Raw genomic sequence first — 18,090 nt, 5'->3', positions numbered from 1 at the left:
AGAATGACCAAATACTTTGGCAAGGTCGCCAGAATGCAGATTACACCCTCAGAGTTAGTGGCGAAGTTATTCGCCACCGAATATGCTCAAAACGGTGATGGTTATGTATCAGCCTGCGCTCTGGGGCAAATATGGAGTGACCTGAGTCTTCTTACTGAAGCCAGCCAACAGCCGTTATCAGTCCGCCGTCAGGCCAAATGTTCTGCTACACATGCGCAGCAGGCCGCTTTGTCTATCGCTTGTGGCCACAAAATCACGGCTGAAACGGAGTCTTCCCAACAAATAGGCCTTGTATTGCAAGGTCAATTTTCTCCCTGGATGGATCTACTGACTCGTATTTTGGCACTCCCCTTGCCAGAGTGTTATGGCTATGATTTAGGGGATACCGAAGTCTGTGTGGATGATGCAATCCGTTTCGCCCGCCAGTTTGCCTCCGGGCGTTCCATCGTGGTTGTCGGTCTCCGCAGTGGTGGGAGTTTTCTTACTCCACGTTGGGTTGCAGGGTTAACTCAGATTAATGGTGTGCCCCCTGCATGGCTAACACTGCGTCCTTTAAGGCATATTAACGCCTATTGTCAGTATCATCCTTCAGAGTTAGATACTCTATTTCGTCTTCTTGACGCACAATCTGAACGTCCAGACGTCGTGATTGTTGATGATCAACCCGATACTGGCAATACCGTTGAAAAACTTGCGGAATGGTTAGCTGCCAAAGCAGAAAACATATGGTTTGCCAGCATTGGGCATGTGAGAAAAATCACAACATCAGCTTCATGGTCAACTGTATTTGTGCGATCACCTCTGATGACACGTGAACGGCGTCCACTCTGGCAATCACTGTTAAAAAATGATCACCGCCATTTTCTTTCTACATTGACTTCCGCGATACCAGCGTCGGATTTACTGAATTCGACAATAATAAATGACGCTGATACACAGATCTTTATTCATTGCCCAACAATGGAAAAAAGATATGGCTTGGGTGAGGCTTGGTTGCCTTGGAACTCGCCAGCAATGGAAAAATATGCAAGAAGGTTGATTAACCCCAAGAAAACCCCCTTGTTGGTCACGGATAAACATGAAACGCCATTGTTGCACCTGAGATTTATCGGGGAAAGCACCTATGGACTCACGGAATTCAATCGGGTGAAGCAAGTCAATACTGCCCATCCTAAGGCGTGGTTTCTTGATGGTTATCATATTGCTCAACATCTTCCAGGATTGCGGCCATTACGGGATCTTATGGCCGAAACACCTCATGAAAATCATCAGGTTTGGCTTACACAGTGCAACGCTATTATTCAGTCTGTCAGCCAATCGCCATTAATAGATATTGTTGGTCAGCTACCTCAGATTCCAATAGGCGCAGCCATTCGTAATGCATGGGAACGTCTGCAACACAAAATGGGTAAAAGTAAATTGAGTGAACACAAATTACCTGACTTACCCATTTGGCTCGATTCGCTCAATATTCCTCCTTTTGCAGGAAGTACCCGACCAATACGCTCTTCCCTTAGCTATGCCTTTGGTGATTGGCACTGGCAAGTTGGCAATGACGGGCATCTCTACCGTTTTCATCAGGAGGCTAACTGGGGAGGGATAAGTTGGACAGAATTGGAGATAGCTGTTTTTCTGTTGGTATATCAACTGCCGCCCGCCACATTACAGCTGATGTGCAACAGTAACCAGACAGAGAATGATAATTCACCAGTGATATTCACCTCTTTACCTGTTGCGCTGCTTTTACTACTCGACGGTTTCCGCCGGGAAGTACGTCAATTTAGCCCTATAGGTAAGATGCGCGCATGTGAAGATCTCACCTTGTTATTCCAAACTTTTATCCAGTACCACAACTTGATTATCGAAAGCATCGCAAATATGCAACCGACTGAAATATCGAGGAGTGTCTATGAGTAAACCTGAAAAAATCGCCTCTGCTGTCGGCGTACCAGTACCAAACTTACGTGCTCTATCCGCAAGTGGTGCTATCGTCAGACTGAGTGATGGAAGAGACTATATTGACCTGATGAATGGCAAAGGTAGCATCACGTTGGGACACCATCATCCGGTAGTTACAGAAGCAATAATCGCCAGTTTAAATAATAAACTGGGGTCTTCCACCTGTTGGTCAGAACCTTTTGAAGCTCTTGCAGAAATCATTGTTGCTGATAGTGGTATTTCCAATGGGCAAGTTGCTTTTTTCAGCTCAGGAACTGAAGCCTGCCGTGCTGTTGTCCAGTGTGCCCGGAAGATAACAGGTAAAAAAATCATCGCCAGCGCAGGTTACCACGGCTGGGGGGATTTATGGGCTTCGCCTTCCCATTTTTTGCAGCCAAATGAAAGAGGCATTATCGATTTCTACTTCATCCCCGAATTACTGGCTGATGTATTAGAAAACTATCATGGCGAAGTCGCAATGGTGATGATTTCTCCCGACTATGTACATCTCAAACCAGAAACATTAAAAAAAATAGCCCATCTTGCCCGTGAATATGGCGTTCTATTTTGCAGTGATGAAGTCAAAAATGGCTATCGTTCAGTGACTGGTTCTGCGTTACCACAGGTTATTGGCGAACAGGCTGATTTTTATACCTTTGCTAAAGGACTATGCAATGGGCAACGCTTATCCTGCCTCGTCGGGCCAACTGAAATGATGCAAAAAACTAAGCACATGACCTATACCGCCTACTTTGACACAATGCCTATTGTTGCTGCTTTAGCCACATTGAAATATATGCATGACGAACAAGGTTACAAACGTCTGGTCACGTGTGGGTCAATGCTGGCAAACACATTACGCACACTGATTGCACAGGCAGAGCTGCCAATAAAAGTCATGGGAGATGGACCATTACTGCAATTTATCTGTGCGACGCCAGAATTGGATGAGGCTTTCTATACTGCTTGCGGTAAACACGGCCTGTTACTGTATAAGTTTGATAATCAGGCTGTCTCGCTGGCAACTGAAGCCGTTTTAACGAAATTGGAGATCCACTTCAAACAAGTATTTTCAGAACTTGCTCTACACTTTTCTACGCAGCACCAAATCCATGTCTCTATCGAGCGACAAATGGAAGCCGCATTCAATATGATCGACGGTGCCAGTGATATTATGCCTGCTGCCGATGCTATCCATTGGTTACAAAGGTATGCCTTATGAGCAGAATAAAAGACTGGTATGGTAAACGTCTGACTTTAATTGCTCCACATCCCGATGATATTGCTTATTCGATAGGTGGTTTCGTCTCACAATTGGCGGCTGTATCCACATTAGAGGTTGTGACCGTATTTACCCAAAGTCGATGGGCGCTCCCTAAATCCCTGCGTGATGAGGGTTCCGCCGTTATCAGTAAAGTACGGGTAAAAGAAGAGCAAACTTTTTGTCAAAATTTTAAGATGAAGTTATACCCTCTTGGGCTCTCAGATTCCAGCCTGTCCGGCTATGACGATGGGAGTGAGCGCCAATTGCAATTTACTCAGGGACAACTTACTAATGACATACGAACTTCAATCGTATTGGAGAAGCTACAGCAGGTCTTGGCAGAGTCCAGCCCTGATGTTGTGATTGCGCCAGCCGCCATTGGTCATCATATCGACCATCAGATTGTCCATCACGCCATTTGTTCACTACATAATCATCAATGGCAGCTCGCTTTTTACGAAGACCTGCCCTATGCAGCTGAATTTACACTGGATATTTTGGAAAAACAATTGACAGAGCGAAAATTCAGCATACTAGAAGCCATCAGTATCGATCAAACATTAGCAGATAAATACGCAGCACTATCTAATTATGCCAGCCAAACCGATCAGGAAACGATTGATGCAATTATTGTCCATGCACAACGTCTGGCGCAGACATGTTTCCATACCGGGCAAGCAGTTTACCATGCAGAAAGATTTTGGGAGAAATCATGTCAATATCAGTAGGTTATATTCGTCAATTAATTATCAAAATCGCCTGTGAGACAACGGGAGATGACACAGAAGAACTAATCAAGCGAGGACGGTTAGAGATCCCTGCACGGGATGCCATTGAATTTATGGTACGTCTGGAAGCACTCCTTGACTGCACTCTGGGTTGGTCGAAATACGAACATCTGTCAATGGAAATTAATAACCTCGCGGAAATAATAAACAAGAAGCTTAATGCACAATCATCTGATGAACCAATGCCATTATCACCTTAATTATAGGTAAAAAAATGATAAATACCGAAAAAAATGGTATTGATATACCTTTTAATAACAATATGTTACATGAAAAAAGCAATGTGTCATCCTGTTTACTTCAAGATAATGCGCATTCTATGCATAAAATTGAATTGCGTTTTGAAGATGTTGCTTATCCTTTTTGGATAGGGAGCCACTGTACAGAGGAAATTTCGGAGCATTTAGCTGAGATGTCGGCGTCTTCTCTGCACATCATTACTGACGATATCGTAAACCGGCTTCATGCTGCTCCTTTCGTACAACGGCTAACTCTAAAAACAAAAGTGCCGGTTTGGGTCTGGTCAATTCCAGAAGGAGAAGCAAACAAATCGCTCAATACATTGGATTATCTGGCAAATCAATTGCTTAATGCGGATGTTGATCGCAAAAGTGTTATTGTTGCGATGGGAGGGGGGGTTATCGGCAATATAGCAGGGCTGCTGGCCGCGCTACTATTTCGTGGTATTCGTTTCGTGCATATCCCCACTAGCCTGATTGCAATGAGTGATTCTGTTATTTCTCTTAAACAAGCGGTGAACATGCCACAAGGCAAAAATCTGATGGGCTGTTTTCATACGCCAGAAGCGGTTTTTGCTGATACTGCTTTCTTGCTGACGTTGCCGTCCCAACACTTGCGATCTGGATTATGTGAAATCATTAAAAATGTGCTGATATTAGAAACCGAAAATATCCCATTTTTAACCAGGACACTGAATACAGAAGCGCATTACGACGAACAAACACTTGCATGCATCGTTCAGGCGGGGGCTCTCACCAAACAAAAAGTCATGGTTAACGATAAGCGGGAGAGACATCATGCCCTTGTATTCGAATATGGTCACACTGTAGGGCACGCTATCGAATTAAGCTGTAATGGAAGACTGACTCATGGTGAATCCGTGGCGCTTGGCATGATAGTCGCAGCTGAAATTTCTCACACCCTTGGTTTATTGACATCACAAGCACGTGATATGCACTACCGCCTGATTCACCTTAACGGCGTCGATATTAAGGCACCTGTAGGAGCAACCCCGGAAGCCATTATGCAGATACTGCAATCTGATAATAAACGTGGTTATCTGCGTGCTAAGCCCAATGAAATTCCGATGATTCTGTTAAATGAATTGGGAACCCCCCTTTGGAGTGGTGAAGGGCATCCCTTAACGCTTGTGCCTGTTGATTTAGTCGAATCAATGTTGCGCCAGCATATTTTTCAAACAACCTAAAATTTAATCAGAATCTGATTACAACCTGTCATGACAATTGTTCAACGTAGCGCAGCAAAGAAATAAAACCTACTGGTACTAATATGAGAGTTCTCAGTTTCTAGAGGTGCTTATAAATGTCGAACTATACGCAGTAATCAGGTTCTTAGGGGGTATTATGTCAGACTTAATCAATATCATTCATACTATTCAACCACCTTCATCTTGGCCCCCCGTGACTCGCCGGGTGCGTCGTTATCGTAATATCGGGATAAAAACATCCTGTAATCTACGTTGCAGCTATTGTGAGATAAAGCGGGCTAGAGTGAACACTGAAGCTGTTATTAGTTCATTAACACGCATTTTGGAGCGCTTTAATCCGCATGATGTTTTCCTTCGGGTTGAAGCCGATGGGGAAATTACACTTTATCCAAAAATACTCGATTTTTTGGCTGAATGTGTTCAGAAAAAAGATTATTCCATCGAAGTACTCACCAATGGCACACGTCTTCCCGCCTGTCTTCGTCCTGGTTTGCTCTGGGTCATTTCTATTGATGGGCATACTGAACAAATGAATAAGGCACGGGGTTTAAAACAAAAACAGATAGATATCATTTTAGACCATGCTGTGAGCCTTTCTGCCGAACTGCAATGTGTCTACCACGGCCAATCCATCGAAGAAATTAATGATTTTATCGATACCTTACAGGCTCGTGGTTTCACTGGTCGACTGCATTTTTTACCCCTGCTAGCAACTAAAGGGCGACCACTGACAGTGCATCTGAATTATGAACAGCTTCATAAATCCCCTTTTTTGGAATGTAAGGCTTTCTTCGACCGTTGGGATTATATCTACCAACATGGGCGACGTGGTGATTTCGTCTGTGACCAGATTAAGAATGGTTTCAACTATTACATTGATGGCGAAAATATCTCAATGGTGAAGTGTGATTGTTACTCTCCCGTTCCCAAGTATCTGGAAATTGAAGGATTGCAAGAAGAGCAGGAATACGACCACTTTCCTTGTGGTACTTGTCTTTCTCACCAGGAGTTCAACAACCAGCGTGATCGTATGACACTTAATAAATAGGAAAAGAGGACAAGATATGCGTGTATTGCGATTAACGCCTTTTTTTCATCACCCTGATGTAAAGAGTTGGCCTGCTGAATATGACTCTGTCGGTGGAATGCAGATCCAGATTTGGCGGCAGGCTATGTGGCTGGCGGAGCGAGGAGTACAACAGCATGTGATGACTATCGGTTTTCCTGGTCTGCCACACCAGCGTAATTTACACACTAATCTCTGTGTAGAAAGAACTTATCTCCGGTTACCTGAATTACGTTCGGAGTTGACTGGATTAAAAGGATTAACCCAGTCCTGGGCACTGGCAACGTTGTTAGCTATCCGCCCAAAAATGCGACAGGAACCTTTTGATCTGATTCATCTCCATCTTGATGGGCAAATCCCTGCGCTGTTAGTCGCTTATCTGGTTCCTAAGTTGCTGTCTTGTCCATTGATACTCACTATCCACTGTTCACGACTGTCAGTTTATCAGCCGATGTCAATTTGGGATCGTATGACACATAAACTGGCTCGCTATCTGGAGCGTAAGGCGGTAAATATTGCCGCAACAACCATCGCACTGACCGAACGTACCGCCTCTGTTATTCGTCCATATGCTCGTCGTGTGGAAATCGTTCCTGATGTTGTCGATCCCAAACAATTCCGGCATCCCGGTGAATCAGCAATTCAGGCTTTTCGACAGAAATATGGATTAAAAACAAAAAACATTGGCTTTATTGGGCGTATAGCAAAAGAAAAAGGCTGGACACATTTTGTTGCTGTGGCTGATCGTCTGCGTCATCTTGACCTGCATTTTTTAGTCGTGGGAGATGGCCCGCAACGGCATAGGCTCGAAGAGACTATTGCTCAATATCAGCTAGAGTCCCAATTTACTATCACGGGATTTATCCCCAATGATCAGGTGGCAACCGCGATTGCGGCCTGTCATGTCATTGTCATGCCGTCAGAACATGAAGAGTTTGGTGGTGTATCCATTGAAGCTACTGCGGTAGGAGTGCCGGTGGCTGCCTATGCCGTTGGCGGTATTAACGAAATACTGGGGAAAATTTCGCCTGAACTGCTCGCTCCTGCTGGAGACATGAACCAATTGGTTAACTGCATTAACCGTGCTCTGACCCAGCCTCAACAGTCTCCCATCGTAGAAGAGAGTGATAACAACAAAAATCCGATAGAAATCTTTGCACCAGACGCTGTATTGCCTCGATTAAAGAGTATCTATCACGAGCTAGTCGAGCAATCTGTTACCAAATAACAGTATCCAACCAGATAACACTATAAGGATAACGTATATGTTTTCTATGGTAGAGATTGAAATCAATTCACGATGCAATCGACGTTGTGTGTATTGTCCTAATGTAATAGCGCCACGCGATGCCCCTAACAGAATGAAGCCTGAGCAATTTGAGCGTATTATTGACAGATTGGAAGAAGCAAATTTTACCGGGAGACTTTCTTATCATTTTTATAATGAACCGCTGCTGCATCCTAAGTTACCGCAATTTGTCGCCCGGGTCACTGAACGGCTGCCGGAAGTCAGACAAATACTGTATAGCAATGGCGATTATCTGACGGATGAAAAATATCAACTGTTACATAAAAATGGCATTAAACAGTTTATTATCACTCAGCACGACAGCAAACCTGGAGCGCCCAAGCCTGATCTTATCTGGCTTATTCCTGATCAGTTACAGTTGACCAATCGTGCAGGCAATGTGATCGCCGGCCCAGAAATCGTCTCGAATCTTCCCTGTTTTGCGCCATCAGACATGTTGATTATCACGATCACAGGGAATGTAGTGCTTTGCTATGAGGATAACAAAGAAGAAGTGGTTCTTGGCAACGTCTTTGACACGCCTATCATGGGAATCTGGAATTCACCTCAGTTTCGTCGGGCCCGTGAAGCACTCTCATGTGGAAATCGAAATGCAACGGACATTTGCCGTCGTTGCAATAATCGTTCACATCAAAAAAGTGAGGCGTTCGATTATGTCCTTTAAAAAAACGTCACAATATGTGGTATTGATAGAACGGTATCCAGACAATTTTGATCGTCGGGGGTGGGGGGGAATAGAAACGGCCTATTGGAATCTTGCGCATATCCTGCCCAGCTATGACGTTGAGGTCATCTGGTATTCTGCGCAGGAATACCCAACCTTTGATAATTTAGCAGAGCGAGTCTCATCCCAAAATATCACGGCTATCATTCCTTTAATGGAAAGCGAGTTATTTCGCGCAGGCCAACAAGCGCCAGAATCGCTGAGACAGAGTACTATCCGGGTCTGGCATGATGTCTCGTTGCTCACCGACTCCCATACTAATTTGTCTGCCTGCCATGCTCATCAGCCCGGAGCAAATGCCGCTGATTGCGTCGCCATTGCTGCTGCGCCAGACGCCTATGCTGCCGATGTCTTTTTTTATGAGGCGCCATGGACATATTGTTTTCCCAAACGACATTACATTCCCTGGGCGGCGGATCATATCCCCGCCCGTGATTACTATTCTCCCAACGGTCCGGTGGTCTTATTAGCGGGTAAAGTAACGCTTGAGAAGCTCTCTCCGGTTGTCGAGGCTTGTCTGGAGAAGGGATTGCATCTGCATATCCTGTTTAATAACTGGTCGAAACGGAGCAAAGAAGCCAGGCACTATTTTAATGGCTTAAATTTGGGTGAACGACATAAGGTTTTCGATTATTACGATCTGGAACACGATCACGAGCTGATTTTTGGCGGAGCCAGTGCTGCACTAGTATTAAGTGATTATCATGAGACATTTAACTTTCTGTCCGCTGAAGCCGTACAACTGGGTATACCGGTTGTGGCTTATGCCCATTCGGGTGCTACACGCCGTTTTGCCGCTCATCTTGTTGAAGATAACAACGCCTTACTTGATTGGTTGAAAGAAGAGGGTATTGCGGGGCTGACCCCAGTTCCCCGATCTCATTGGTCATGGAATGACGTGGGAGCCGCTTATAGCCAATTGTTACACCACATGGCAGTGCGCCACCGATGAAAACAACCTCCTTAGACCTTTTTAGTGATGAAAAGAAGTGGTGATAATGGACCCTGGAGAAAATCATAAGATGTTAATTCAAGAAAAATTACAGTTAGGTGCACGTCATTTTCATGGATTAAAACAGGCGCCTGCTGAGTTAGTTGCCGACGCTTGTGTGATAGGTAGCGGTGCTAGTGGTGCGGTAGTTGCGAATGCCCTGCAAGCATGTGGTTGGTCGGTCATTATGGTTGAAGAAGGAGACCTACTTGCGCCTAAAGTAACACAAGAAGAGGTGGATAGTTCGTCTCCCATGGCAGAAATTAAAGGGGAAAATGGCTGGGAAGAGCGGGGATGGTCTTGGAGTACGCGAAATGTAGGCGGGGGGACCCTCTTTTATGGCGGTGCATCTTTCCGTTATCAGGATTGCGATTTTGATGCTCGCTCCTGGTTATCAGGTATTGGGCTTGATATTGCTTGGCCAATTCATCTGACTGATTTAGAAAAATACTATGCTATTGTTGAGAAACAATTGCGTGTCAGTGGTGGGCCACACACAGCACCCGCAAAAGAGGGAGGCAATGCCCTCCCAAGGTCGCTGCCTGCGGATATCATGGCAGCGGCGGCAAAACAGCTCGGTTATTATCCGTTCACAACGCCGATGGCGATTGATCCTAAACTCTGCACACAGGAAAAACGCTGTATTGATTTTCAATGCCCCAGCGGTGCTAAAAGTGATGTCCTGAATATCTATATCAAGCATTTGGTCAACCACTGCAATTTTACCCTCCTTTCAGGTATCCGTGGCGTGGCGCTGGAACAAGAACGCTCAGGGCAAATCAGTACGCTGCGCTGTCTGGATCTGGAAGATGGCAGTATTCGCCATGTGAAAGCACGGTATTTTTTCGTTGCCTGTAACGCAATACAGAGTGCGGCGCTTTTATTGCGATCAGTCACCCCTTTTGCACCCAATGGTATTGGTAATCGGCATGATCTCGTCGGTCGTGGGCTATGTATGAAACTCAGCCAGCGTATACGTGGTGTAGTGCCAGTAACTGATGCCATGCGTAATCATGCCGTTGGGCTTCGTGGCCCTTTCTCTACGTTGGCGATTTTGGACCACTATCTTGATGCTCGTTGCCCTAGTGGAATGGGAGGATTAATTTACGAAGCTCGTACTATCCCTGTCCCCGATGAGTTCCCTGAACTACTACCCTTAGAATTAGAAACTATCATTGCAGATACCCCTGCCTATGAAAACCGGGTGAAACTCTCTTCCCGTCGTGATGTCTGGGGGATACCTAAAATCATGATCGACTATCAGACAGCTCCCCATGATTTGGCACGCCTGTCCTATATGGCTGAACGCGCTGTCGATATTCTTCACGCCGCAGGTGCCACACAAATTCATTCTAAGCGTACACGTTCTGAAGAAGGGAGTACTCACCTGCATGGCACATGCCGCAGTGGTACAGATCCGGTACGTTCTGTTTTAGATCCTAACTGCCGGGTTCACGAACTCGAAAACCTTTATATTGTAGATGGTAGCTTTATGCCTTTCCCCGGTGGGCTCAATCCCACACTCACCATTCAGGCAAATGCATTACGTGTAGCACAACATGTTGTTGGAGTTGACTGAGCATGATCCGAGCAGAAGAAGTTTCCAGAATTTATCAGGTGCATCAACGTAACGAAAGTTTCCGTTCCGCGCTCAATTCACTCTGGAAAAGGAAGTATGAAACCGTCGTCGCACTAAAAAATGTCAGCTTCCAGATAGAAAATGGTGAAAGGGTAGGGATACTCGGCCCCAATGGTGCCGGCAAAACCACATTGGTCAAATTACTTAGTGGGTTATTGCATCCCAGTAGTGGCCGAATCACCGTCGAAAGATATACGCCCTATCTGCGCGAAAAAACTTTTTTACACAGTGTTGGTCTTGTAATGGGTAATAAGGGGCAATTGATCTGGGATTTGCCCCCAATTGATACGTTTGAAATGATCCGGGTCCTGTTCGAGATTCCCTTGGCCGTACATAAACAGACTCTGAAGGAGTTGGGCGACTTACTGCAACTGAACACCATCATGACCAAACCCACCCGCCAGCTCTCATTAGGGGAACGTATGCGGTGTGAAGTGGCTGCCTCGCTGATCCATCAACCCAAGGTTCTCTTTCTTGATGAGCCGACGATTGGGCTTGATGTTGCCATGCAAGCTGCTCTGCGTGATTTTGTTGCTGAATATAATCGCCGCCACAATGCTACTATTCTGCTGACATCACACTATATGGAAGATGTGCGGGTATTGTGTCAACGCATTATCATTGTTGACCGTGGAACGATTTTCTATGACGGCGATCTGCGAACCTTCACGGCGAAACAAAACCCTGAAAAAATCGTCTCGTTCTCGATGAATCGCCAGATCAATATTCCCGATTTTTCACGCTTTGGCGCGCTCATTTCACAAACCGAAGAACGTTCCCAAATTCGAGTTCACCGCGATCATGTCCCTAGACTCGTACATTTTCTGGTTGAACAACAATTGGTAGTTGACCTCACCATAGAAGATCTTCCATTGGAGGAAATACTGCGCCAGATTTTTGGTCATCCCAACCAGAATAAAACCGAACAAAAACAAATTCCTGAATAGAGGCGAACCGACATGTTTTTCGCTCTTATAAAAGTCCGATTATTTGAAACATTCTCATTCCGAGCCGAATTTCTGCTTTGGCTCGTCACACTCAGTATGCCGTTAATCATGCTGGTTTTTTGGCGTTCGGTAACTCAAGATGGCTCTTTTCAAGGTTATACCGCAGAGGATTTTAATCTTTACTATGTTGCCGTTCTCGTGACCACCATATTAACCAGCTGTAACAACGTCTGGGAAATTAACGAAAATATCCGCCTTGGTGAACTTTCTTTTTGGTTAATGCGCCCCATTCATCCTTTTATCAACTACTTGGCAATTACTATTGCCGAACTGGGATTAAGCCTAATTGTTGCCTTACCTATTTTTATATTGGCACTGATCATGAGCTTACAGAGCCAGCCGCTAAATTTACCGCAACTAGGTTTGCTGGCGCTGGCGTTATCAGGTGCCTTCCTTATTAATCAAAGCATCCACTTGCTGATCGGGAGTCTGACCTTCTGGATCGAGCGCTCATTAGTTGTACATAAAATATATGTTGCCGCCAGTAGTGTACTATCAGGATATATGTTTCCGTTGGCCTTATTACCAGATTGGGCAGGTCAGATAGCAAACTGGCTGCCATTCCGGTTTGTGATTTCACTGCCAGTAGAAATATTAATCGGAAAGCATTCCCTGCTTGTCGCTGCTCAATGGGTGGCCTGTCAGTTCGCACTGGTGGCTTTGTTGTTTGCTGCCGCATTTTTTGTCTGGCGGCGAGGTGTCCGCTGTTACTTGGCGTTTGGATAATGATGCACTCTCTTGTAGTCATTCGTATGGCGTTTATCTTGAGTATAAAACGCTCGATACAATACCGTTGGGACTTCATGGTAGATGGTTTACTTTCACTCATCATGGCGATACTACAACTGTTACCGCTTTTCATTTTGTTTAATGAACGTGGTGCCGTCGCCGGCTGGTCATTCGAGCAAATGCTGGTATTAATGGGCTGGTATATGATGCTATATGCTATTGTTGAAGGTCTGATTGCTCCCAGTCTTGCCGCCGCTGTTTCAGGTATTCGAACAGGTTTATTTGATTATATTTTAATGCGGCCCGTCGATTCACTTTTTCTCTGTTCACTCGTCGATATCAGGTTATGGAAAAGTATTGATTTTTTCTTCGGACTTGGCTTGGCTATTTACGCTTTTATACAGCTTGATATTCAACCTTCGTTCATGGATATCATGATGACAGTCATCTTATCGCTTGGTGGGCTTGCCACGGCTTACGCGTTGTTCGTTCTCGCTATTGCGACCTCTTTTGCATTAGTCAGGGTACAAAATTTGACCAACGTTCTCTCTTCGTTATTGGGTTTTGCTCGCTGGCCTATTCATCTATTTGGTATGCCTTGGCGGTTAATCTTTAGTTTTCTGATCCCCATTGGTGTCATGACCAGTTCCCCGGTTATGGCGTTGTTAGGGATGTTGACTTTGCCTTTAGCAATGGGATCGCTGGGAATAGCCATCTTTTTCTTTATCGTGGCACGATTAGTTTGGAAGCGTGCATTGCGTGGATATCGTTCGGCTTCTAGCTGAATAAATAAGATCACTCGCGCAACATTATGCTGTGCGAGTTTGATCATATAACAAGCTGTTCCATCTATATTATTTCAAACCCATCGCATCCCGTATGGTAAAAAATAGATCGGTCTGGTCGGTTAATCCAACAATATTTGCGGCGTGTGGGCCATAAGCTGCTACACGTAATTGTGTACCAGTATGTTTCTGAGAAGTTGTTTCTGAATTACCATAACTGACTGTGATAACGGCCCCGTCTTTGGTAATCAGTGAGCGGGTCAAACCGGGGGCTTTAACATCAGGTTCAATAATCTGGCTGGAATGTCCATGATCCGCAGTAACAATTACTAGTGTATCTCCATGTTGTTTAGCGAATCTCAAACCGGCTTGTACTGCTTCATCCAAAGCAACCACTTCACCGATTTGTGCGCAAGGATTGGCGGAGTGCTCATAATCATCAGTCAACGCACTTTCCACTTGCAGGAAGAAGCCATTTTTATTGACTTTCAGTAGATCAATGGCTTTTTCGGTCATCTGTACTAATGTCGGCTGCTGTGAACTCCGTTTGGTGTTCAATTTGCATTTCACCGGGGCTTCGTTAAGATTTCCATGATAAATCGCTTTCGGTCCCTCCCACATTCCGTGTAAAACTTCTTCATTAAATAATCCTAATAGCGGTTTTTTTTGATTCGCTTTTTTCACCGCATTCAATGATGTTATATCTGTTACCCATTGATACCCTTGCTCCAACGCCTGCTGCTTCAGCGTTTTTCCTGTATTGACACCTGCCACTGATTGCTGGGAAAAGATATCGATTCCTCCCCCTAACGTGACATCTGCACGTGCCGCCAGAAGTTGTTCCGTGATAGAACCTTTTCCCCCCTTTTCGAGGGCATCAGTGGGACACATTTCCGACGTTTCTGTTGGGCCATAGCATTCACGTTGCGTGACATGCGCATACAGTGCTGCCGATGTTGCATCCTGAACTTCAGCCGTAGTGACATTACCGGTTGCTTTTTTGTTCTTTTTTGCTAGCTCCAATAAGGTTTGATGAGGTTGGTTAAAAACATCAATGGATAATGCCCCGTTGTAAGTTTTTACTCCAGTAGCCCAGGCAGTGGCTGAAGATGCTGAATCCGAAACATAATTGGGTTTCTTGGTGTCTTTATTTAATGAGTAATGTGTATATTGTCCAACTAATGGCATTGCATCAATTCCCTTGAAAAATCCTCCTGCACCTTCTGCGTAGTTACGAGCTAATGTAATTGCAGAATCTCCCATTCCATCACCAATAAACAAGATGACGTTCTTGACTTTCTTATTATCTAATGAATCTCTAAGCGCTGTAGTTTGTTCTTGTGTAAATCTGCGTGCCCCACCAAATTTTGTTATGTCACCTCTTGATATACGATATTCAGACGGGAATTGTTCTTTACTATTGATAGCCAATGTAGGTAAGCATGTTCCTAGTGTTAATAATGTCACAAGAAACATAATGAATTTCTTAAATCTTTTATTAGTCATCGTGTTTTTCCTATAAAAATTTAATTTTATTTGAGGGTTTGATAGTGAAGAATTTATCACACTTTACTTAGATAAATGAAAATAAAGCTGAAAAAGCTAAATAACTGCTTTTAATTTTACTATATCATGACCTTGGTTTTGCTACATTTGTAGATATTCCGTATCATCGAGAACTACAGCTATATGGTTTAGAATTTGCGAGTCATTGAATTATCGGGAAAAAATTAGAAACAAATATCCGCTTTGCGGCTCCTTATGCTCTCAGGGAAAGAGAGGTAAATGAGGATATTAGTGGGCTAATCAGACAATACTTTCCAAAGGAACAGGCTTCAATAAAGTTTCTAATCGAGAGATAAATTTTGTCGTAAACCGATTAAATAATTTCCTACTGAAAGATTCGGAATGGAAAAGATCCCAATGAATTATTTAAAGGAATACGAATTTGTTTACTCGCAGCATAATTATGTTGTGCTTGCTATGCGAAACAGTTTAACTTGTTTATATGTAATTAATGTTTTTAAAGTTTGGCTAATAAATGGCGTGGGTTATCATTAAATGACGCTTTTGAAATGTAATATATAATTAATTACCTTCAAAAGTGTTTTTTACTTGAAAATTTCATGGATACAAAGTTGATTTATTTGTCCTTTTCATGTTGTTTATTTATATAACTTTGCATTATTTTTGATGACTGATTCAGATGTTCTAATACGGTGGAAATAGTTTCCCATAACTTTGGATCAGCTGCATCATAATCACGGATGCTAAAACATCCTTTTATATTTTGGGCGGCATAGATAAGATTATTAATATTTTCTAATAACATTAGCGGTGCGACATTAAGATAATTTCCTTGCAACTCATTGAGTATTTTGTGAAATAATTCAAAATCATTCCTATCAACAGCATTTGTAATCTTATCTATGTACTGCAATTTTTCTCTCATTTCCATTATATTTTACCTCTTTATTTACTATCACATTAAAAATGACTATGATTAGTCATCTTTATCCAAATATTCTTGTGCTAATTTTGATACATGATTTAAAAAGTCTAACGCAGTGGTTTCCCATAATTCAGGAACAAATTCGTGGTAATTAAAATTATGAAAGTCTTTTTCTACATGATCAGAATTACGGATGAAAATATTAATTTTTCTTATTAAACTTATTATGGTTATTGGATATTGATGGTTTAGATAGTCAGTTATTATTTCATCTATTGTTTCGCCAAATAACTGACAATCTTGATGAAAATAAGTAATCATTAAATCATCTATATATTTTCTTTCTATTTCTCTTTCCATTGAATTAAACCTCTTTGTTTATTTTTTCATTTAAGAATACTTTAACTATTCATCTTGCTCAGTATGCTCGTTTAAAAAATCCTGTGCTTTTTTGGATACGTGCTCTAAAAATTCAAGTGCTCTCATATTCCATACTTCTGGGAGAACGTCAACATCATGATAATGATAATCAAATGTGTTCTCTACATCTTCAGAAGAGTCAATAAGATCGTTGATTTCTTCTATTAACCCTTTTCTCATTCCCTGAGATGCATCATTAAGAAAATCATTGATAACATCATCAAGCTCGGGACCTGATATTATATCGAAGTCCTGATTAAAGTAAGCATGCATTAAAATGTCTAAAAATGGATATTGTCCTGTCATAAGCTAAACCTCCTTTTTTAGATAATCCCGTACTCTTTTGGATACATGATTTAGAAAATCTAATGCAGTAGTTTCCCATAACTCTGGATAGAATTCATGACCCAAATTATCAAAATCTTTTTCTACATCTTTTGAGTTACTAATAAAGTAATCAATGTCTTCTATTAATCCTTTCATAAATATGGGAGGTTCGCTATTTAAATATTCAGTTATTACCTCATCTATTGTTGTTTCGCCAAATATTTCACAATCTTGGTTAAAATAAGCCCCGATAAAATTATCTAAGTGTTGTATTTCTTTTTTTCTCTTCATTGCATTGATCCTCTTTATATATGATTAATATTTAGGAAAGGCGGTTAATATATAGTACGGCTTACCATTGAATTCAGAGTAATATAAAACAACTCTCACTTTATATAATTGGTCTACTCCTTCAACACCTTTGGTAATGCCGATGCCAACCGGTACTTTTGAAACATCATCTATAGTTAACCTGCTACCTCCAAAAGCATATTTCGTCCAGTTAGTTATTTTTGCCTGATTATTTTTGATGGTATTTGAAATCACTTTCTCTGCTATTTTTGTATCATAAAAACAACTTGATTCTTTCATTGTTTTAGATATTAAAAACCTCGCCCTTAACTCCTGCTCCGATAGCCCAACATGTTTAAGCAAAGTATGTCCACCCGGTTTTAACCCTGTAGGCGATTCATGTTCAATTAACTTAATTCGGCCTACCCGTACAGAGGCAACTCTGACAGCGCCCGCTATTGAAGCAAATGACAATGGTACAGCGATATCGACAGTAAGCCCTATTTCAGAAGCGGTGTAATCATCAGCTCCAAATTCTTTTGCTAAGTTTACCGCCTCTTGATAAGTTTCCGTCGTGGTTTCTCTGCCGGTAATTATTTGACTGGCAGAAGCATTCATTACGTCAAGACTGTGCGCGCCGATAATAACGCAGGCAGCTTTAGTTAGCGTTGAAGGATCGGGCGCCAGACAAAGAGCGCCAGCGCCAATCAGTTCAACGACTCCCGCTGCTAAACTTGCCCCACCTAATATTCTGTTACTCCAGGTCTCTTCCTCGGTAATGGTATTATCCGATAGGATCGCCGCAAGTTGCACAGGCGATAAAACAATGCGTAACCCATTCTCAGATTCTGAATCAACAGGGGTATCAGTTAAATAAGCGGCATTATTCATC

The 18,090-nt window shown here is 42.9% G+C and carries 19 protein-coding genes and 1 pseudogene; 14 read left to right on the top strand and 6 right to left on the bottom strand.

Annotation, left to right across the window (positions count from 1 at the left end; all coding sequences use genetic code 11):
- Nucleotides 1-3 precede the first annotated feature (3 nt).
- The 13 genes from LG003_RS04125 (at nucleotide 4) to LG003_RS04065 (ending at nucleotide 13,708) form a co-directional block, all read left to right on the top strand.
- The gene (locus LG003_RS04125) at nucleotides 4-1,917 is read left to right on the top strand and encodes a hypothetical protein (RefSeq protein ID WP_262980221.1); all 1,914 of its coding nucleotides are present in this window, start codon (nucleotides 4-6) and stop codon (nucleotides 1,915-1,917) included.
- The gene (locus LG003_RS04120; RefSeq protein WP_112876791.1) at nucleotides 1,910-3,160 is read left to right on the top strand and encodes an aminotransferase class III-fold pyridoxal phosphate-dependent enzyme; all 1,251 of its coding nucleotides are present in this window, start codon (nucleotides 1,910-1,912) and stop codon (nucleotides 3,158-3,160) included. The genes LG003_RS04125 and LG003_RS04120 overlap by 8 nt, the downstream gene beginning before the upstream one ends.
- Nucleotides 3,157-3,930, top strand: coding sequence for a PIG-L deacetylase family protein (locus tag LG003_RS04115; protein WP_112876790.1), 774 nt, complete (start codon nucleotides 3,157-3,159; stop codon nucleotides 3,928-3,930). The genes LG003_RS04120 and LG003_RS04115 overlap by 4 nt, the downstream gene beginning before the upstream one ends.
- A complete protein-coding gene (locus LG003_RS04110; protein WP_112876789.1) occupies nucleotides 3,915-4,190 on the top strand; it encodes a DUF6137 domain-containing protein in 276 nt (91 codons plus the stop codon). The genes LG003_RS04115 and LG003_RS04110 overlap by 16 nt, the downstream gene beginning before the upstream one ends.
- Nucleotides 4,191-4,204: 14 nt before the next feature.
- Nucleotides 4,205-5,437: a 2-deoxy-scyllo-inosose synthase gene (locus LG003_RS04105; RefSeq protein WP_112876788.1), complete on the top strand. Its 1,233-nt coding sequence runs from the start codon at nucleotides 4,205-4,207 to the stop codon at nucleotides 5,435-5,437.
- A 157-nt stretch (nucleotides 5,438-5,594) separates the two neighbouring features.
- Complete coding sequence (locus LG003_RS04100; protein ID WP_112876787.1) at nucleotides 5,595-6,506, top strand: radical SAM protein; 912 nt, start codon at nucleotides 5,595-5,597, stop codon at nucleotides 6,504-6,506.
- A 16-nt stretch (nucleotides 6,507-6,522) separates the two neighbouring features.
- Complete coding sequence (locus LG003_RS04095; RefSeq protein WP_112876786.1) at nucleotides 6,523-7,752, top strand: glycosyltransferase; 1,230 nt, start codon at nucleotides 6,523-6,525, stop codon at nucleotides 7,750-7,752.
- 37 nt (nucleotides 7,753-7,789) lie between these two features.
- Nucleotides 7,790-8,497 carry a radical SAM/SPASM domain-containing protein gene (locus tag LG003_RS04090; protein WP_262980220.1) on the top strand — a complete coding sequence of 236 codons (708 nt, stop codon included), beginning with the start codon at nucleotides 7,790-7,792 and terminating at the stop codon, nucleotides 8,495-8,497.
- Entirely contained in the window at nucleotides 8,487-9,509 is a 1,023-nt protein-coding gene (locus LG003_RS04085) for a hypothetical protein (protein ID WP_262980219.1), read from the top strand. The genes LG003_RS04090 and LG003_RS04085 overlap by 11 nt, the downstream gene beginning before the upstream one ends.
- A 70-nt stretch (nucleotides 9,510-9,579) precedes the next feature.
- The gene (locus LG003_RS04080) at nucleotides 9,580-11,127 is read left to right on the top strand and encodes a GMC oxidoreductase (RefSeq protein WP_158537755.1); all 1,548 of its coding nucleotides are present in this window, start codon (nucleotides 9,580-9,582) and stop codon (nucleotides 11,125-11,127) included.
- A 2-nt stretch (nucleotides 11,128-11,129) separates the two neighbouring features.
- The gene (locus tag LG003_RS04075; RefSeq protein WP_262980218.1) at nucleotides 11,130-12,134 is read left to right on the top strand and encodes an ABC transporter ATP-binding protein; all 1,005 of its coding nucleotides are present in this window, start codon (nucleotides 11,130-11,132) and stop codon (nucleotides 12,132-12,134) included.
- Nucleotides 12,135-12,146: 12 nt separating this feature from the next.
- The gene (locus tag LG003_RS04070) at nucleotides 12,147-12,920 is read left to right on the top strand and encodes an ABC transporter permease (RefSeq protein WP_112876781.1); all 774 of its coding nucleotides are present in this window, start codon (nucleotides 12,147-12,149) and stop codon (nucleotides 12,918-12,920) included.
- Nucleotides 12,920-13,708: an ABC transporter permease gene (locus tag LG003_RS04065; RefSeq protein ID WP_262980217.1), complete on the top strand. Its 789-nt coding sequence runs from the start codon at nucleotides 12,920-12,922 to the stop codon at nucleotides 13,706-13,708. Before LG003_RS04070 ends, LG003_RS04065 begins: the two co-directional genes overlap by 1 nt.
- A gap of 69 nt (nucleotides 13,709-13,777) precedes the next feature.
- Here the strand turns inward: LG003_RS04065 and phoA are convergent, their stop codons facing one another.
- On the bottom strand, nucleotides 13,778-15,214 hold the full coding sequence (gene phoA / locus LG003_RS04060; RefSeq protein ID WP_240000702.1) for an alkaline phosphatase: 1,437 nt from the start codon (nucleotides 15,212-15,214) through the stop codon (nucleotides 13,778-13,780).
- Nucleotides 15,215-15,399: 185 nt separating this feature from the next.
- Here phoA and LG003_RS04055 point away from each other — a divergent pair.
- Nucleotides 15,400-15,675 (top strand): annotated as a pseudogene (locus LG003_RS04055) (IS30 family transposase); the annotation flags it as partial.
- Nucleotides 15,676-15,851: 176 nt separating this feature from the next.
- Here the strand turns inward: LG003_RS04055 and LG003_RS04050 are convergent.
- Genes LG003_RS04050 through LG003_RS04030 form a run of 5 tightly spaced genes read right to left on the bottom strand, consistent with a single transcriptional unit; the run spans nucleotide 15,852 to nucleotide 18,089 of the window.
- Nucleotides 15,852-16,166 (bottom strand): hypothetical protein, encoded by a 315-nt coding sequence (locus tag LG003_RS04050; protein ID WP_262980216.1) that lies wholly within the window; start codon nucleotides 16,164-16,166, stop codon nucleotides 15,852-15,854.
- A 45-nt stretch (nucleotides 16,167-16,211) separates the two neighbouring features.
- Nucleotides 16,212-16,520 (bottom strand): contact-dependent growth inhibition system immunity protein, encoded by a 309-nt coding sequence (locus tag LG003_RS04045; protein ID WP_262980215.1) that lies wholly within the window; start codon nucleotides 16,518-16,520, stop codon nucleotides 16,212-16,214.
- A gap of 45 nt (nucleotides 16,521-16,565) precedes the next feature.
- Nucleotides 16,566-16,886, bottom strand: a complete 321-nt coding sequence (locus LG003_RS04040; protein WP_262980214.1) for a contact-dependent growth inhibition system immunity protein — start codon at nucleotides 16,884-16,886, stop codon at nucleotides 16,566-16,568.
- 3 nt (nucleotides 16,887-16,889) lie between these two features.
- On the bottom strand, nucleotides 16,890-17,198 hold the full coding sequence (locus LG003_RS04035; protein WP_112879433.1) for a contact-dependent growth inhibition system immunity protein: 309 nt from the start codon (nucleotides 17,196-17,198) through the stop codon (nucleotides 16,890-16,892).
- Between the two features lie 24 nt (nucleotides 17,199-17,222).
- On the bottom strand, nucleotides 17,223-18,089 hold the full coding sequence (locus LG003_RS04030) for an RNase A-like domain-containing protein (protein WP_112879432.1): 867 nt from the start codon (nucleotides 18,087-18,089) through the stop codon (nucleotides 17,223-17,225).
- Nucleotide 18,090 lies beyond the last annotated feature (1 nt).

This window comes from Photorhabdus kleinii, assembly GCF_025384885.1.
Taxonomy (GTDB): Bacteria; Pseudomonadota; Gammaproteobacteria; order Enterobacterales; family Enterobacteriaceae; genus Photorhabdus; species Photorhabdus kayaii.
This window is presented reverse-complemented; position numbering and strand designations above follow the sequence as displayed.

Bases quoted from the DNA above. Each gene is read 5' to 3' on its own strand.
- LG003_RS04125 (WP_262980221.1), top strand. From the start codon at position 4: ATGACCAAATACTTTGGCAAGGTCGCCAGAATGCAGATTACACCCTCA.
- LG003_RS04120 (WP_112876791.1), top strand. From the start codon at position 1,910: ATGAGTAAACCTGAAAAAATCGCCTCTGCTGTCGGCGTACCAGTACCA.
- LG003_RS04115 (WP_112876790.1), top strand. From the start codon at position 3,157: ATGAGCAGAATAAAAGACTGGTATGGTAAACGTCTGACTTTAATTGCT.
- LG003_RS04110 (WP_112876789.1), top strand. From the start codon at position 3,915: ATGTCAATATCAGTAGGTTATATTCGTCAATTAATTATCAAAATCGCC.
- LG003_RS04105 (WP_112876788.1), top strand. From the start codon at position 4,205: ATGATAAATACCGAAAAAAATGGTATTGATATACCTTTTAATAACAAT.
- LG003_RS04100 (WP_112876787.1), top strand. From the start codon at position 5,595: ATGTCAGACTTAATCAATATCATTCATACTATTCAACCACCTTCATCT.
- LG003_RS04095 (WP_112876786.1), top strand. From the start codon at position 6,523: ATGCGTGTATTGCGATTAACGCCTTTTTTTCATCACCCTGATGTAAAG.
- LG003_RS04090 (WP_262980220.1), top strand. From the start codon at position 7,790: ATGTTTTCTATGGTAGAGATTGAAATCAATTCACGATGCAATCGACGT.
- LG003_RS04085 (WP_262980219.1), top strand. From the start codon at position 8,487: ATGTCCTTTAAAAAAACGTCACAATATGTGGTATTGATAGAACGGTAT.
- LG003_RS04080 (WP_158537755.1), top strand. From the start codon at position 9,580: ATGTTAATTCAAGAAAAATTACAGTTAGGTGCACGTCATTTTCATGGA.
- LG003_RS04075 (WP_262980218.1), top strand. From the start codon at position 11,130: ATGATCCGAGCAGAAGAAGTTTCCAGAATTTATCAGGTGCATCAACGT.
- LG003_RS04070 (WP_112876781.1), top strand. From the start codon at position 12,147: ATGTTTTTCGCTCTTATAAAAGTCCGATTATTTGAAACATTCTCATTC.
- LG003_RS04065 (WP_262980217.1), top strand. From the start codon at position 12,920: ATGATGCACTCTCTTGTAGTCATTCGTATGGCGTTTATCTTGAGTATA.
- phoA (WP_240000702.1), bottom strand. From the start codon at position 15,214: ATGACTAATAAAAGATTTAAGAAATTCATTATGTTTCTTGTGACATTA.
- LG003_RS04050 (WP_262980216.1), bottom strand. From the start codon at position 16,166: ATGGAAATGAGAGAAAAATTGCAGTACATAGATAAGATTACAAATGCT.
- LG003_RS04045 (WP_262980215.1), bottom strand. From the start codon at position 16,520: ATGGAAAGAGAAATAGAAAGAAAATATATAGATGATTTAATGATTACT.
- LG003_RS04040 (WP_262980214.1), bottom strand. From the start codon at position 16,886: ATGACAGGACAATATCCATTTTTAGACATTTTAATGCATGCTTACTTT.
- LG003_RS04035 (WP_112879433.1), bottom strand. From the start codon at position 17,198: ATGAAGAGAAAAAAAGAAATACAACACTTAGATAATTTTATCGGGGCT.
- LG003_RS04030 (WP_112879432.1), bottom strand. From the start codon at position 18,089: ATGAATAATGCCGCTTATTTAACTGATACCCCTGTTGATTCAGAATCT.